Source organism: Enterobacter sp. WI-ESBL-E8, from assembly GCF_053364895.1.
Map to the genome: position 1 here is coordinate 165,094 of NZ_JBRWXJ010000002.1, position 15,372 is coordinate 180,465.

The 15,372-nt window shown below is 49.3% G+C and carries 12 protein-coding genes and 2 pseudogenes; 6 read left to right on the forward strand and 8 right to left on the reverse strand.

Annotated features, from left to right (window positions below; all coding sequences use genetic code 11):
- Positions 1-68: 68 nt before the first annotated feature.
- The 4 genes and pseudogenes from ACWHWP_RS24660 to ACWHWP_RS24675 form a co-directional block, all read right to left on the reverse strand.
- Positions 69-230 (reverse strand): annotated as a pseudogene (locus ACWHWP_RS24660) (arsenical resistance protein ArsH); the annotation flags it as partial.
- A gap of 52 nt (positions 231-282) precedes the next feature.
- Positions 283-687: an H-NS family histone-like protein gene (locus ACWHWP_RS24665; RefSeq protein ID WP_207622579.1), complete on the reverse strand. Its 405-nt coding sequence runs from the start codon at positions 685-687 to the stop codon at positions 283-285.
- A gap of 561 nt (positions 688-1,248) precedes the next feature.
- Positions 1,249-1,476 (reverse strand): hypothetical protein, encoded by a 228-nt coding sequence (locus ACWHWP_RS24670; protein WP_086533269.1) that lies wholly within the window; start codon positions 1,474-1,476, stop codon positions 1,249-1,251.
- Positions 1,477-1,776: 300 nt separating this feature from the next.
- Positions 1,777-1,995 (reverse strand): cold shock domain-containing protein, encoded by a 219-nt coding sequence (locus tag ACWHWP_RS24675; protein WP_086533270.1) that lies wholly within the window; start codon positions 1,993-1,995, stop codon positions 1,777-1,779.
- A gap of 266 nt (positions 1,996-2,261) precedes the next feature.
- Here ACWHWP_RS24675 and cspF point away from each other — a divergent pair, with 266 nt between their 5' ends.
- From cspF to ACWHWP_RS24690, 3 genes are all read left to right on the forward strand, one after another.
- Positions 2,262-2,474 (forward strand): cold shock-like protein CspF, encoded by a 213-nt coding sequence (cspF, locus tag ACWHWP_RS24680; protein ID WP_001446195.1) that lies wholly within the window; start codon positions 2,262-2,264, stop codon positions 2,472-2,474.
- Between the two features lie 81 nt (positions 2,475-2,555).
- Positions 2,556-2,720 carry a YnfU family zinc-binding protein gene (locus ACWHWP_RS24685; RefSeq protein ID WP_278248747.1) on the forward strand — a complete coding sequence of 55 codons (165 nt, stop codon included), beginning with the start codon at positions 2,556-2,558 and terminating at the stop codon, positions 2,718-2,720.
- 155 nt (positions 2,721-2,875) lie between these two features.
- Positions 2,876-11,458 (forward strand): GH36-type glycosyl hydrolase domain-containing protein, encoded by an 8,583-nt coding sequence (locus ACWHWP_RS24690; protein ID WP_447856786.1) that lies wholly within the window; start codon positions 2,876-2,878, stop codon positions 11,456-11,458.
- Positions 11,459-11,477: 19 nt separating this feature from the next.
- Here the strand turns inward: ACWHWP_RS24690 and ACWHWP_RS24695 are convergent, their stop codons facing one another.
- Positions 11,478-11,711: a hypothetical protein gene (locus ACWHWP_RS24695; protein WP_004132711.1), complete on the reverse strand. Its 234-nt coding sequence runs from the start codon at positions 11,709-11,711 to the stop codon at positions 11,478-11,480.
- A gap of 153 nt (positions 11,712-11,864) precedes the next feature.
- Between ACWHWP_RS24695 and ACWHWP_RS24700 the strand changes: the two genes are divergently transcribed.
- From ACWHWP_RS24700 to lpxP, 3 genes are all read left to right on the forward strand, one after another.
- On the forward strand, positions 11,865-12,041 hold the full coding sequence (locus ACWHWP_RS24700) for a YnfU family zinc-binding protein (RefSeq protein ID WP_213076229.1): 177 nt from the start codon (positions 11,865-11,867) through the stop codon (positions 12,039-12,041).
- A 79-nt stretch (positions 12,042-12,120) separates the two neighbouring features.
- The gene (locus ACWHWP_RS24705) at positions 12,121-12,393 is read left to right on the forward strand and encodes a hypothetical protein (protein ID WP_170833537.1); all 273 of its coding nucleotides are present in this window, start codon (positions 12,121-12,123) and stop codon (positions 12,391-12,393) included.
- A gap of 201 nt (positions 12,394-12,594) precedes the next feature.
- Entirely contained in the window at positions 12,595-13,503 is a 909-nt protein-coding gene (gene lpxP / locus ACWHWP_RS24710; RefSeq protein ID WP_047058003.1) for a kdo(2)-lipid IV(A) palmitoleoyltransferase, read from the forward strand.
- A gap of 118 nt (positions 13,504-13,621) precedes the next feature.
- Here the strand turns inward: lpxP and ACWHWP_RS24715 are convergent.
- The 3 genes and pseudogenes from ACWHWP_RS24715 to ACWHWP_RS24725 form a co-directional block, all read right to left on the reverse strand.
- Positions 13,622-13,798: pseudogene (locus tag ACWHWP_RS24715) on the reverse strand (helix-turn-helix domain-containing protein); the annotation flags it as partial.
- A gap of 177 nt (positions 13,799-13,975) precedes the next feature.
- Positions 13,976-14,461, reverse strand: coding sequence for a GNAT family N-acetyltransferase (locus ACWHWP_RS24720; RefSeq protein ID WP_447724493.1), 486 nt, complete (start codon positions 14,459-14,461; stop codon positions 13,976-13,978).
- A complete protein-coding gene (locus ACWHWP_RS24725; protein ID WP_447724491.1) occupies positions 14,449-14,715 on the reverse strand; it encodes a type II toxin-antitoxin system TacA family antitoxin in 267 nt (88 codons plus the stop codon). Before ACWHWP_RS24725 ends, ACWHWP_RS24720 begins: the two co-directional genes overlap by 13 nt.
- Positions 14,716-15,372: the final 657 nt, after the last annotated feature.

Below are 15,372 nucleotides of genomic sequence, written 5' to 3' on the forward strand. Positions count from 1 at the left end.
ATGAAGACATTACTAACATCGGGGTGTACTAATCAACGGGGAGCAGGTCAATTCACGAAGAACATACATTATATATTGTCCTGATTGAATGGGGATGAAAGCTCCTGATGGCTCTCTTTTTGCTCGCTGTAACGATCTGCAAGATAACCGGTTTGTCTCTTAAGCAGCACTGTGATTTTAAACAGCTTCTCGGCTACATCGACAGAACTAAATGTTTTTCGACTATTCTCTAAGGCAACTTGAGGCCTACACAAAAAAGAGCCGGGTTATGCCCGGCTCTTTTTAGCTGATTTCGAAATCTTTTAATTCCCCACCTTCAGCAATAAGATTTGAGATCCGCTTCGGCATTCGCCCCTGACCTGACCATGTTTTTGACTCTCCAGTTTCGTCAGTATATCGATACTTCGCGGGGCGGGGGGAGCGCGTCCTTTTAGCCTTACCCGGAGAGCCAATAGCAGCTAAAAGTTCGGAGGGGTCGATACCCTCATCAAGCATCATCTGACGAAGTGTTGCCAGTTTATCGCGGCGCTGACTTTCATTTGCAAGACGTAATGTCTCTTCTTCTCGTCGTTCTATAAGAATAATTTTAAACTTTTCCAGAACATCTTGCAGTACATCTAATGACATTTCACGAGTCTGAGAACGTAAGGTACGGATATTGTTTAACTGTGTAAGAGCATCTGACATAAAGAGACCTTTTAAAGTTTTTTCGTTGTTCAGAAAATACCAATGTCGACGGTTGCTCATCAACCCGATTTTTCTCACCGAGCATTTTAATCTGATTGGTACATATTGTTATTAACGATGTTTAGACTACTTATATAAATTTCTTATCGCAAGACAAAATTAAGAAGAATGTGCAAGAACTAAATTCCAACTCCTACGAAATGTCCATGCATTTTTGAAGGTACTTAAAACTATGATGCCAGGAGTCATCCCGAGAGCCTTTTTATACCCTCATAACTTATTGCTTCAGTTACACCTGATGAGATTTAAAATGAAGAGAGACAGCGCCGCCACTTAGCAAGGTTTTTCACAAATGGCAAGATGGCACGCAGGGGAGAGACACCTGCATTTTGTCAGAGGGTAGCGAATTACTCTCTCTTTATAGAGGTGTTTCTAAAAAGTGTAATGTAAAAAAAGCCTGCTGTTAGCAGGCCATAAATGTTTTTAACTCATTTTTTGTTCGATTCTGATAAATAGGGTAAGCATGCAATTAAACGTGGAGCAGAGAGCATGACAAAAATGCTATAAATATTTCCTGGCCGCATCAAGTATCTCCTGTGACGTTAACTCCCTGTCAGTAGCCACGTAAACAATATCATGATCGCCAGTTAAGGAAGGAAAACCTGCAGACATAATCCGAAGATGTGTTTCTTCACCGTTTGGATATTCCTGCCTGATAGAAGATATACCTTCCAGAACGGTCATGACTTTACAGGATTCAGCATTAAAGAAAACAAGGACTTTAATCATATTCTATCACCCTGTTCTCTCGTGGGTGTTAACTGGCAGATGCCATTAAGGCTAAAGCCATTACGTGGTGCTTTCGGAGATAGCCTCGCTCATTACGCACTTCTTATTTAACAAGCAGTTAGTTTGTGCTTTTAAAATTTTTATGCAGTAGTCCTGCACTCCATTACATCGGTCAGCGCACTCATAATTGTGAAAAATATTCTGATCAGATATTAAGAATAAACGACTTTTCACTGATTTAAGTTATGAATCTGTCTACTCAGGGATAATCCTTAATCGTTATCGCAGATCCATATTGATTTATTTATCGCAAAGTATTACGTTTGCAGCAGCAGGACCTTTGTCTCCGATCTGAATGGCGAATTCAACTTTCTGTCCTTCAAATAAAGTTTTAAAGTTGTCGCCATTAAGCGCAGAAAAATGGACAACGATATCTTTGCTGCCATCAAGAGGAGAGATAAAGCCAAAACCTTTGTCTTCGTTAAACCATTTTACCAGGCCTGTAATTCTAGTGGTCATACTGACTCCTGTTATACATCATTGTATTGATAGTAAACGTATGGACTCAAAAAGAGGGGATATCAACGATAGCGCCTGGTAATGAGAACTGCCCGGAAAATTTCTAACTTTCATTAGTACATCGAACTGATGGGATTCATTAAGGCACAGGGAATCGATATAAGCAAATTATCTTTTAGCCGTCCAGAGGTCCTGTAGGGAAAATAAAAGTGGCTGAATGCCATTTCCAATGTATAGTCTTTACTTGTTTTCAATAAGGAATTGACTTGTCCCATAAAATGACAGGAATTGTCAAAAGCTTTGATATTCTTAGTGGTAAAGGCCTCATCATCCCATCTGATGGACGAAAAGACGTTCTGCTTCACATTTCAGCCGTTAACTCCCGCGAATCAGAATTACTCATCCCTGGAAGCCGCATAGAGTTTTGCCGGATAAACGGTCTCAGGGGGCCTGTGGCTGCGAACATTTATCTTTCCTGATTTTCAGTGTGTCAAAATAGATAGGTTAAAACTTAACCACATGTGGTACAGTGAAGCTCATTCATTGAAAGGTTAATGGTTATGTCTGTTATCAATTACGCAATGAAATTCTTCAGCAGTGCGTCTACTGCCACTGCTGCCTGTCCTGTTTGTGGCTTAAAATCAGTACAACCGTTGTCAAAAATCCGGCTCAACCAGACCATGCTTTGCCCCGGATGTCAGGCTCTGTTTATCTTCCGACGCTAGCTCGACCAAAACCGTAAAACAGAGCTCATGTCCTATACTTATGTTAGATTCCGGCAGCTGTTAAATCCCTGATGCCTGACGCCCATCCTGAGAGAACGTTTCTGAACTGATTTCGCAACTGCTCCTGCGCGCTAACGTCGCATCAGAGCAATGCTATGAAAATGAACCCAAGAGCGTGGTTTAACCGCTCCCGTATTCTGATGAATGCTGCCGAAAACATAACATTTTCGGCGAACGATCCTGCCGGTGAAAGCTCGCCGCGGTCAGAACTCTTTTCGACCGTCCAGATGGAACGCTACGGCCAGAAGCTGGCGCGGACTCATAAAGTATCACCGGATAGGCATCCTTATTATCTTCTGAAACGGCTTGGCGACAATGAAGCCGTCATTACCCAAAACTGCTATGAGCTTAACGCGGGTAAAAAGACCAGTATCATGCCTGCCGCTGAATGGCTGCTGGACAATTATTATCTGATTGAGGAACAAATCCGCACTGTCCGCCAGCATCTGCCGAAAAGCTTTGGCAAAGGTCTTCCGTCGCTGGTATCGCCGTTGAATTGCCCACGAATTTATCATATTGCATCAGAGGCCATTGCTCACGGCGATGGCCGCTGGGATGCCGCAAGCCTGACCAGCTATCTCACTGCCTATCAACAGGTGACGCCGCTGACGCTGGGTGAAGTCTGGGCGTTACCGGGAATGCTGCGCCTTGCGCTGATTGAAAATCTTCGTCGTATCAGTATGGAAGTGATAAAAGCGCAGCAGGACAGAAACATTGCTGATACGTGGATAACAAGGATTGTCGAATGCGCAGAGAGTGCGCCTGGTGATTTAATCATGGTGGTTGCCGATATGGCGCGCTCCCGACCTCCGTTAACCAGTGCGTTTGTCGCAGAGCTGGTACGGCGCCTGCAGGGGCATGGCAACGCGCTGTCGTTACCTCTGACCTGGGTTGATCAGTGCCTTCGGGAACAGGGGATCACCACTGACGTTCTCATACATAGTTTCAATCAGCAGCTTGCCGCCAGCCAGCTGTCCGTCAGTAACAGCATCGCGGGCCTGCGTTTATTGAGTGAAACGGACTGGGCTGATTTCGCCGAAACGATAAGCGTTGTCGAACAGGCATTACGCAATGATCCTGCCGGCATCTATCCCCGGATGCACTTCAATACCCGGGATCATTACCGGCACATAGTTGAGGTTCTGGCCAGGGACAGCGGTCTCAGCGAGCCTGAGGTTGCTGAGAAGGTGCTGGCGCTTTCAGAGGAAAAAGCGCCCGATACACCGGAACATCATGTTGGTTATTATCTTGCGGGCGAAGGTCGACAGGCGCTGGATATTCATCTCCTGGCAGACGCCTCAAGGCTCATACGCTTGCGGCACAGTTTCAACAGAATAACCCTGCTGTCATGGCTTGGAAGCCTGGCGTTGCTGACAACCGCAGCGACCGCAGCAATATTGCACGAAACCGCCATGCAGGGCGCAGACTGGCTATTGATCGCGGTGATATTACCTCTGATTATCGCATTAACTCAGTTAATGAGCGATTTACTCAGTGATGCAACCACCCGTTTTCGCGTTCCTCGACCCTTGCCGGGGATGGATTTTTCAGCCGGTATTCCCGCTGACAGTGCCACCATGTTAGTTATTCCCTGCATGTTGACCAGCCACGAAAGTTTCAGCCAGCTCCTCACCAGTCTTGAAGTCTGCTGGTTGGGGAATGAAAACGAAAATCTCAGATTCGCGCTGCTCACTGATTTTGCTGATTCTGAAAATGAACCCTCGCCGGAAAGTCACGCACTGCTCAGACAGGCTATCGCCGATACGCAGGCGCTTAATCGCCGCTACCCCTCCGGCAGACCACGTTTTTATCTGTTACATCGCCAGCCTGAATGGAACCCCTCGGAAGGCGCGTGGATGGGCTATGAACGCAAGCGGGGAAAACTGGCGTTACTGAACAGCTGGTTGCGCCATCCCGGAACGCAATTCGTCAGCGTTGCAGAGATGCCTGCCCACCTTTTACCGGGTCACATAAAATACGTCATTACCCTGGACAGCGATACGGTGCTCCCGCGCGATACGGCACACAAACTCGTCGCGACGATGGCGCATCCGCTGAATACGCCTGAGTATGATCCGGTACGCCAGAGGGTTGTCAAAGGATTCGGTATTTTACAGCCCGGTCTTGCGGAGGAGATACCACGCAACGGTCAGGGGCGTTACGCAGCCCTGCGCAGCAGCGTACCGGGCAATAACCCTTATTCGATGATGTCTTCGGATATTTATCAGGATCTCTTTGGGGAAGGCTCGTTTGTGGGCAAAGGGATTTACGATGTTGATATTTTTATGCAGGCCACTACGAACATCTGCCCGGAAAATCTGGTACTCAGCCACGATCTGCTTGAAGGATGCTATGCACGTTCGGGTCTGCTGAGCGAGGTGTTACTGTACGAACAGTACCCTAATAATTATCTGTCGGATGTTGCACGACGTTCACGCTGGATCCGGGGTGACTGGCAACTGCTTAACTGGCTAAAACCACGCGTCAGAAAAGCCGATGGAACCCGGGTCAGGAATCCGCTGACCGCGCTTTCTTACTGGAAATTACTCGATAATCTACGTCGCAGTCTGGTCGCCCCCTCCTTACTGATATTGCTGTTCTTCACTCTGCTTTGGGTACCCAATCCGGTTTACTGGCTGGGCATACTGTTGCTGATATGGTTGTTGCCAGCCATCCTCTGCATTAGCCACGACCTTCTGCATAAACCTCTGCGTCGCCGCGTGAAGTCGCATCTGTTACTGGTGGGGGCGGGCGCGCTAAAGCGTCTGTCAGGTATCAGCCTTAATTTTGCGATACTGCCGCACGAAGCCGGATATTCGCTGAAAGCGATCGCCGTGACGCTATGGCGACTGGGGATAAGCAGGCGTCACCTCAGCCAGTGGGTCAGCCACAGCCAGGACAGCAGTCAGGCCAGACCCACTGTTGCACGTTTTTATCAGGCGATGTGGCTGAACGCTGCCGGTGGCGTGGCGCTGACAATACTGACCGGACAATTTGCCCCACAGCTGCTGGGGATTGCGTTACCGATCGGTTTGGTATGGTGTGTGGCACCGCTGCTGATGAGCTGGCTGAGTCGCCAGCCCGTGCGAAAGGTTTTTTCGCCTAATCAGGAACAAAAACAGCTGTTACGCCAGACAAGCCGTGAAATCTGGGCTTTTTTTGAAACATTTGCCACAGCAAAAGAGAACTGGCTTCCGCCTGATAATTATCAGGAAATACCACAACCGACGGTGGCACACCGAACTTCTCCTACCAATATTGGTCTTTCACTTATGGCTAACCTGACGGCATGGGACTTTGGCTACCTGCCTGGCGGAGAGGTGCTCCGGCGCGTGTCGCTCACGCTCGACACGATGGATAAAATGGAGCACTACCGGGGCCATCTCTACAACTGGTATGACACCCGTACGCTGGTCCCCCTCAGTCCACGCTATATCTCCAGCGTCGACAGCGGCAATATGGCCGGGCATTTATTGACCCTGCGTGCAGGCCTGTCCGCCATGCGTCATCAGCCTGTTTTAAGCAACCAACAGATACTGGCAGGACTGAACGATACGCTGGATATTCTGGAAAAACAGTGGGGTAAGAACCCACCTGACAGCCTGAGACTGCTGCGCAAGCATTGCCTGAACGCGGTGTCGCTCTCTCCGCAGGCGCTTTTCAGCGAACTGAAAAGCATGCGCACCCAGTGCAACCATCTGACCAGCGCATGTCATCAGGGATCTCCTCTTCAGATGCGCTGGGCTGGACATCTGGAGCATCAACTGGTTCAGCTTTGCCATGAGTGGTCTCTGTTGCTTGGCTGGTTGCCTGCATCCTGGAATGAACAGACGCTGCCGACGCTGAGCGAGCTTGCCCGTCCGACATTAACCGGTACAGGAACGCCTCCGGCGTCAGTGGCGGAGCAGGCCCGAATGCGACTCAATATTATCACCGAGCTGGAACAGCGGCTGGATGAGCATGCCCGGATGGATTTCGCCTTTCTGTACAGTGAAGCAACCAGTCTGCTCAGCGTCGGTTATAACTGTGACACCAATATGCCTGACAAGAGCCACTACGATCTCCTGCCGTCTGAAATCCGCCTGACCAGTTTTCTTGCCATTGCGACTAATCAGCTGCCTCTTAAAAGCTGGTACGCGCTGGGTCGATTGTTTACCACGATTGATAATGAAACTGCCCTGATGTCATGGAGCGGATCCATGTTTGAATATCTGATGCCGAATCTGGTGATGCCCACCTGGCCCGGCAGCCTGCTCGATGAAATGAGTCAGTCGGCGGTTATGCGCCAGATTCACTGGGGGAAAGAACGCGGGGTACCATGGGGTGTTTCAGAGTCTGGCTATCATGCTTTTGATGTTCAGCATAATTATCAGTATCAGGCATTTGGCGTACCGGGGCTCGGTCTACGCAGGGGACTTGCCGATGACATGGTTGTCGCTCCTTACGCCACGCTGCTGGCGCTGATGGTTTCCCCGCAGAAAGCTTGTGAGAACCTGTTCAGGCTGCAAAAAAATGGTGCATGCGGAGAATACGGTTTTTATGAAGCGCTGGACTATACCCCCTCACGTCTTGCAACCGGTCAGCTCTATGCGGTGGTACAGTCCTGGATGGCGCATCATCAGGGTATGGCATTTCAGGCGCTGGCTCATGTGCTGCTTGATGCCCCCATGACTGAACGCTTTATGTCCAGTACGGTATTCCGGTCAGCGAGTCTGCTGTTACAGGAGCGCGTGCCGGATGCGGTCGATCTGTACAGTCCGCGCCGTCATTTTGAATCTCATGAGGGCATGGTCAAACCCGTTCGCTATGAACCCCGTATTTTCTATAGCATGGATACCCCCGCCCCGGATATTCAACTCCTGTCCAACGGCCATTATCATCTGATGTTGACCGCGGGCGGCGGCGGTTACAGTCGCTGGAATGATATTGCACTAACGCGCTGGCGCAGTGATACCACCCGTGATAACTGGGGAGCATTCTGCTACATCCGCGATACCCAGACGGGAGATGTGTGGAGCAATACCTGGCAACCAACAGGCTACACCAGCGGACAAGACGAGGAAGTGTTGTTCACCGATGCGGGGGCAGAATTCAGACGCAGCTTAGGGGGACTCAGCGTCAAAACTCAGGTGGTGATCTCTCCGGAGGATGATGTTGAATTGCGACGGCTCACACTGATTCATCGTGGTCGCAAGCCTCGCTCTCTGGAGCTGACAACCTATGCTGAAGTGGTACTGGCACCTGATGCCAGCGATCTGGCACACCCGGCATTCAGCAATTTGTTTATTCAGACTGAGCTGGCTCCTGAGCGTGACGCTATTCTTTGCCACCGGCGCCCGCGCTCACCGGATGAACCGGGCCCTTGCCTGTTTCACATGATGGTGGTGCACGGCGATAACCGACATAACGTGTCGTTTGAAACGGACAGGGCAAGGTTTATTGGACGTGGCAGAAACCCTGCGAATGCACAGGCAATAGAGACGGGAGGGATGCTAGGCAACACGTCGGGCTCGGTGCTGGATCCGATACTGGCAATTCGCAACGCCATTATTCTGCAGCCGGGGCAGCCGGTTACGATTGATATCATTTATGGCATCAGTGAGACCCGTCAGCAGAGCCTGGCGTTGCTGGAGAAATATCGCGATTACCCTATCGCCGATCGCGTCTTTGAACTGGCCTGGTCTCACAGTCTGGTGGTATTGCGCCAGATGAACGCCAGTGAAGATGATGCCACGTTGTTCAATAGTCTCGCCAGCGCTGTGCTTTACCCTGTCCAGGAGCTGCGCGCCGAAGGCCAGGCGATCGGCCGCAATCGGCGTGGCCAGTCCGGACTGTGGGGCTGGGCAATTTCAGGGGATCTGCCGATAGTGCTGCTGAGTATAACCAGCGAGGAAAGTATCACCTCAGTGACCACACTGATTCAGGCACACCGTTACTGGAGACAGAAAGGGCTGGATGTTGATTTAGTTATCCTGAATAACAGCCCCGGCGGCTACCAGCAGGGATTACAAAATCAGATTATGGAGTTAATTTATGCCGGGTCTGAAGCCAGTCTGCTGGATAAAAAAGGCGGGCTTTTTGTCCGCAACGGTGAGCATCTCTCCGCTGAGGATAAGTTGCTTTTGATGAGCGTGGCCTGTCTTTATCTTGATGACCGCGCAGGGGGGATTAATGAGCAGCTTAACCAGCGTATTCATACCCTGAAATCGCCGGCAAGGGCATTCATTCCGCGTGCTGTGCGCGAGCGTAATCAACATACGGACTGGAGCCCTGATACCAGTCAGTTATGCCATTTCAATGGGTACGGTGGATTTTCTCAGGATGGGCGGGAGTATCAGATCGTCCTTCGGGAAAATGCGCTTACACCGGCTCCCTGGTCGAACATACTGGCAAATTCTCGTTTTGGCAGTGTGATCTCAGAGGCAGGGCAGGCCTATACCTGGTATAAGAATGCCCATGAATACCGGTTGACGCCGTGGGAGAACGATCCGGTGAGCGATCGCAGCGGCGAGGCATTTTACCTGCGCGATGAAGAGAGCGGGGAGTGCTGGTCGCCGACGGCTTTACCTGTTCGCGGACACGGTGATTACCTGACCCGCCATGGTTTTGGCTACAGCGTTTTTGCCCATCGTGAGAGTGGTATAGACAGCGAGTTGACGGTCCTGGTTGCTGAAGAAGATCCGGTTAAACTGGTGCTCCTGACGCTCAGTAACTCTTCGGGACGGACACGTCAACTTTCCGTCACAGGCTATGTAGAGTGGACGCTCGGAGAAACACGAACGCGCTCAGCCCCTCACATTGTGACACATGTGGCCAGAACGCCCGGCGGCTGCGGGATACTTGCGAATAACTTTTATGGTGATAATGGTGGCGGCCGAACTGCATTTTTTGCCGTCAGCGGTAATGACTGTTCTCTGACAGGGGACCGCCGGGAGTTTATTGGCCGTAATGGTTCCCTTCACGCCCCTTCGGCTATGAAACTGCAAAAGCTTTCTGGTAAGACGGGGGCCGGTCTGGATCCCTGCGGAGCGGTGCAATCGGCGGTTACATTAATTGACGGGGACCAGAGGACGTTTATTTTTATCCTCGGCGCAGAGGAGAATGATGTTTGTGCTCAGGAGACGCTGGCCCGCTACATGAACGAGGATACGGTCCGCCAGGAGCTGAACCGGATTCATAATCACTGGCACAATGTTCTCGATAAAATCGTAGTTAACACCCCCGACACGTCCGTAAATTTACTGGTTAATGGCTGGCTGTTGTATCAGACGGTCGCCTGCCGTCTTATGGCCCGGAGTGGCTACTATCAGTCTGGCGGTGCATTTGGTTTTCGCGATCAGCTGCAGGATACGCTGGCTCTGAGCCACGCTGCTCCGGACCGGATGCGTGAACAGATAATACTCTGTGCATCACGGCAGTTTATCGAGGGGGATGTGCAACACTGGTGGCACCCGCCACACGGCAACGGTGTGCGTACCCGCTGTTCCGATGACTATCTTTGGCTGCCGCTTGCTGTTTGCCACTATGTTGAAACAACGGGGGATATGGATGCACTGGAAATACGCATTCCTTATCTGGAGGGACGCTCGCTTCAGCCTGGTGAAGAGTCTGTCTATGACACGCCGGTCATCAGCGGCACCGAAGAGACACTCTGGTTACACTGCGTCAAAGCTATTCACTATGGACTTCGCTTCGGGGAGCATGGCCTGCCGCTGATGGGGGCTGGTGACTGGAATGACGGGATGAACCGGGTGGGTATCGAAGGCAAAGGTGAAAGCGTCTGGCTGGGCTTCTTCCTGTACGACATTTTGCAGCGGTTTGCAGCGCTGGCAGAGCGCAGGCTGGATGAAAGCGTCGCCGCGATGTGCCGTTCACAGGCTCTGCGCCTGCAAAGTAATCTCGAAGCCCACGCCTGGGATGGGGAATGGTACCGGCGCGGGTATTTTGACGATGGTACTCCCCTGGGATCGAAAACCTCACAGGACTGCCGGATTGATGCGATTGCGCAGAGCTGGTCTGTATTGTCCGGCGCCGCGAGCCCGGGACGGTGCGCAAAGGCCATGCAAGCGCTGGATAAGCACCTTGTGGATAACGAAGGAGGGCTGATCAAACTGTTAACGCCTCCTTTCGACGGACACGGTCCAAATCCGGGCTACATACAGGGGTACCTGCCCGGTGTGCGGGAAAACGGAGGGCAGTATACGCATGGCGCCATCTGGGCAGTGATGGCCTTTGCCCGAATGGGGAATGCCGAACGAGCCTGGCAACTCTGGTCAATGCTCAGCCCTATAAATCATACCCTGAATGCGGACTCTGTCGGGATTTATAAAGCTGAGCCTTATGTCATGAGTGCTGATGTCTACAGCGTCGCTCCCCATACCGGACGTGCAGGGTGGAGCTGGTATACCGGTTCCGCAGGTTGGGCCTGGCGTTTACTTACCGAGGAATTACTGGGGATAAAACGTTCCGGCACTGACTTTAGTGTTCATGCCAGGTTACCGGATGAGTGGTCGTCTTTTTCTATGGCATATCAATATGGTGAAAGCCATTATCAGATTAGTGTTTCACGCGGCGATGCAGAATATTGCGTGACGCTGGATGGTGTTTTCCTCCCTGATGACAGAATACCGCTGAAGGATGATGGACAAAACCATACGGTTGAGATCATTCAGAACTGACACTGATCCCGGAGGTGCATTAACGTCTGCCGTTAATGCGCTGATTATCCCTGAGAACATCAATCGCAGTCTGCATGGCGATTTTGTCATCCCGCCTTTTTTGTTTGTCCTGCATGACCTGAAGGTATTCCAGCAAGGTGCGGGTATTAATCGGTCGGCCCTGTTTACCCACAGCCAGCACGGCTTCGCCAAGAATAATTTTCACAGGCGGTAGTTGTGCCGGATACCAGTCAAGGGTGTCTTCTGATTTCATCTTAAATTTCTCACGGAAGGGTAGTGTATCATAAATAAGACGTTCAATTTTAAATATCTGATATCCTGATCCAGACACAACTTAACATAACTTATGCCAGTTATTTTTATATTAAAGCGTATAATAATTACTGTATTCCTCAGAGAATTATTTATGTCTTATACAAATGGGCTCAGGTATTTTAAAGAAAGACCGGTTCATGTTGCCTGCCCGGTATGTGCACACAGAGCCGATCAGAAAGCAGGTAAACTAAGAAAAGATGCGGTTCTTGAGTGCCCTGCCTGCGGACTGTTGTTCAGACCTTCAGAATGCTGGTGTATCGGCGGCTGATCAGCCTCTGCCACTTAACGTCAGTGATGTCGGAAAATGACAACGTTCCTCCTGTACTGCTGTTGTCGAGGGTATGATAATGAAATCTAAAAAATCTGTTTTTATTGAAGGACATATCATGTCGAACAGCTGTCACGGACAGGCTGGCCAACCTTTCTGTATTCACCGGGTCAGGTTTAGTAATGGTAAATATGCGATTATTCGGGTGGCATCCGGGATATGTTTCAAACCAGGCGAAATTATTCAACGAAACGATTGTGAGTGGTTTTATAAACTTACCAAAATTCGGCTTCTTTCTTTTGAGTACCTTGATGATGATGAATCAAGAAGACAATTCCTTGAGTATCAATGATAAAACCATGGATTTATAACAGAATAAATTTGCTGGCTTACAATTAATTCCTGACTCTTTAAATCCTTTACCAGGCATTGCAAAATTATTTTTCTGGATTTAGATGGGTTTAAATTGTCTAAAACAAAATGTATCGCTAAAGACGAATTGCCTCATTGATTTCCTTTTGCGTTATAACCTTCATTAGCATTAAGGAAATTTATGGCACAGACTTTTACTCATAATTTACTTCATCCTCGCCACTGGCTTACCTGGTCTGGTTTGGGTCTGCTGTGGCTTCTCGTTCAACTTCCTTACCCGGTTTTACATATTCTGGGCTCTGGCCTTGGAAAAATATCCAGACCCTTTCTGAAACGCCGGGAAGGGATTGCGATTAGAAATATCGAACTGTGCTTTCCCGAGATGACACCGTTTGCCCGGAGCCAGATGGTCAATAAAAACTTTGTTTCTCTCGGGCTGGGACTGATGGAAACAGGAATGGCCTGGTTCTGGAGCGATGCGAGAGTCAAAAAATGGTTTGATGTCGAAGGGCTTGAAAACCTGACCGGTGCGACAAGAGGTGTAATGGTTGTCGGGATTCATTTTATGTCCCTTGAGTTGTGTGGAAGAGTAATGGGGTTATGCCATCCTATGATGGCAACGTATCGCCCACACAATGATCCATTAATGGAATGGGTACAGACAAAAGGGCGTATGCGTTCAAACAAGGCTATGATTAATAGACGTAATTTATCAGGTTTTGTTCATGCGCTAAAAGCAGGTGAAGCCGTTTGGTTTGCACCAGACCAGGATTATGGGTCTAAAGGAAGCGTTTTTGCACCTTTTTTCTCGGTAAAAAAAGCAGCCACGACGAACGGAACGTATGCTCTGTCAAAACTAGCTGGTGCACACTTGATCACACTTAGCATGATTCGACGTAGCGATAAAAAAGGTTATCACATGTATATCAGCAATCCGTTGTCAGGCTATCCAGGGGAAGACAAGGTCGCCGCAGCGGCTTATATGAACAAGATCATCGAGCGTGAAATTCTCCGTGCTCCTGAGCAATACCTGTGGATGCATCGCAGGTTCAAAACGCGTCCTGAAGGCGAAGTCTCTTTATACAAATGAACAACTCTACTTGTCATGAGCCAGAATCTATCTTTCTTGCCACTGCGTATTTGTAAAAATGCGATAAGGAATTTTCGATCGGATTCATGTTAACGATGGCTTGACTGACAGCCAAGGTTAAACCAAGCGGGCCAGATTCACGGTAACGCAACAGAAGGCGTCGGCACTGGCGGTAAGATATTCCCAGGCGCAACGCGGCCATCTGAGTGGTCAGACGTCGGTCGACAACATCCTGAATGATTTTGAGTCGGTTAACTTCATCCAAAGTGAAAAACTCCGCTGCATGAGCCGTCATCAGAATCCCTTGATGGTGAATCTACGTGACGGAGATCTTAACTTAGCTCAGAACGGACATTACAACTTTGCTGTTACAATATCAGTGCGCATAACAAAGATTATGTTAAGTATTAAATTAATTTCATTTAATATCAATATTTTACTGATAGTGCATATCCCTTTCTTGCCAATGAATCTATTGCGGCAACTTAAGAAACAGAGTCCGTTCCTGGGTTTGCGATGGTTTAAAACCATGATGAAGATAAAACCCTTTGGCTTCTTCTGTCAGCGCATGAACCATAATTGCACGAACGCCTATATTTTCAGCCACCCGATAACAGCGCAATACTGCATCGTGCAGTAAATCAGCACCCAGCCCTTGTCCACGAAATGAGACATCGACAGCCAGGCGAGCAAGTATGATTACCGGGATTGGATCTGGCATATTGCGCCTGAGACTTCCCGTCGCTTCTACATGGTTAACGCTGCCGGTGGCCAGGGAGTAAAAACCGGCAACCTGTTTGGTGCCTGTTTTACATACAACGAACGTTCTGGCAGCACCTAGAGCCTGATTTTTTAACCCTCGCTGTTTAAGCCAGTCATCGAGAACGGCTTCCCCGCTCACGAACTCAGCCAGTTGATGTGAGCTGGATAAAGGTTCCGGTGCTACTACACGTCCCACTGAGGTTTCCTTGCCAGGAGTTTCTTGATGGCAGCGTCATTCGCAACTGGCGCATCGAGCATATCGATAAACTCTGCATACTGCTCATCGTTAAAATTAAATACACGCCGATCGAGGATCACATTCTCCGCAGCCTGGCATGCCATTTCCAGAATGAAGTCCGTACGTGATTTATGAAGGATCTCTGCAGCAGCATCGATGAGTGCTCTTTGAGATTCTTTGGCTCTGAGATTGAGCTGGACATCTGATTTCATTATTGCACCCCTTGTATAGCAATTGCTTTACAAGCATAACACAGGAACTGTGTAAAGCAAATGCTATACACAATTTTCTCACTGCAGATATGAGCCGAAAGCTTCGCAGTATAACGACTTGAGTTAAATGTCCTGCATGCAGATTTCTCTTCTCTCTGCTGGTTTCCCAGATTACACATAATGCCCTGACATTTCAGCGGTCTCTGTCGGTTAAAAATATCTTAGGGACAATCAGCTCGCGCCGATGGAGGGTAATCTGGCCTAACATCTGGAAAATTCACTTACGAGAAGGTAGTATTTAGAACATCAGCAATCATCTTGTGGTGGGACAGATTGTTGATTCAGATTACTTTTGTGACCTAATTCAAACTGACGGTTTGACTGCTTTGTGGTGAGGCAGTTGGGTGGCAGAAGATGGTTTTACGGAAGAAATGCGGACTTCCGGAAACAAACAGGGACAGGACGTGTCCTTTAAAACGTTCAGGAGCAGGTAACGGGATTTCCCGGAGCCTGAATGCACAAACCCCCCGATAACTGTCATCATCTTGGCGGAAGACACAGGTATAAGGGGGTCTAAAAGCAGGCGCGTTGCCTGTGAAGGATTATAACGCATGCACCACATAACACAACACCCGGCCGCCATAAGAACAGGCCGTC

Excerpts from the sequence above, each read along its gene's own strand:
- ACWHWP_RS24665 (WP_207622579.1), bottom strand. The coding sequence starts at position 687 with ATGTCAGATGCTCTTACACAGTTAAACAATATCCGTACCTTACGTTCT.
- ACWHWP_RS24670 (WP_086533269.1), bottom strand. The coding sequence starts at position 1,476 with ATGATTAAAGTCCTTGTTTTCTTTAATGCTGAATCCTGTAAAGTCATG.
- ACWHWP_RS24675 (WP_086533270.1), bottom strand. The coding sequence starts at position 1,995 with ATGACCACTAGAATTACAGGCCTGGTAAAATGGTTTAACGAAGACAAA.
- ACWHWP_RS24685 (WP_278248747.1), top strand. The coding sequence starts at position 2,556 with ATGTCTGTTATCAATTACGCAATGAAATTCTTCAGCAGTGCGTCTACT.
- ACWHWP_RS24690 (WP_447856786.1), top strand. The coding sequence starts at position 2,876 with ATGAAAATGAACCCAAGAGCGTGGTTTAACCGCTCCCGTATTCTGATG.
- ACWHWP_RS24695 (WP_004132711.1), bottom strand. The coding sequence starts at position 11,711 with ATGAAATCAGAAGACACCCTTGACTGGTATCCGGCACAACTACCGCCT.
- ACWHWP_RS24700 (WP_213076229.1), top strand. The coding sequence starts at position 11,865 with ATGTCTTATACAAATGGGCTCAGGTATTTTAAAGAAAGACCGGTTCAT.
- ACWHWP_RS24705 (WP_170833537.1), top strand. The coding sequence starts at position 12,121 with ATGAAATCTAAAAAATCTGTTTTTATTGAAGGACATATCATGTCGAAC.
- lpxP (WP_047058003.1), top strand. The coding sequence starts at position 12,595 with ATGGCACAGACTTTTACTCATAATTTACTTCATCCTCGCCACTGGCTT.
- ACWHWP_RS24725 (WP_447724491.1), bottom strand. The coding sequence starts at position 14,715 with ATGAAATCAGATGTCCAGCTCAATCTCAGAGCCAAAGAATCTCAAAGA.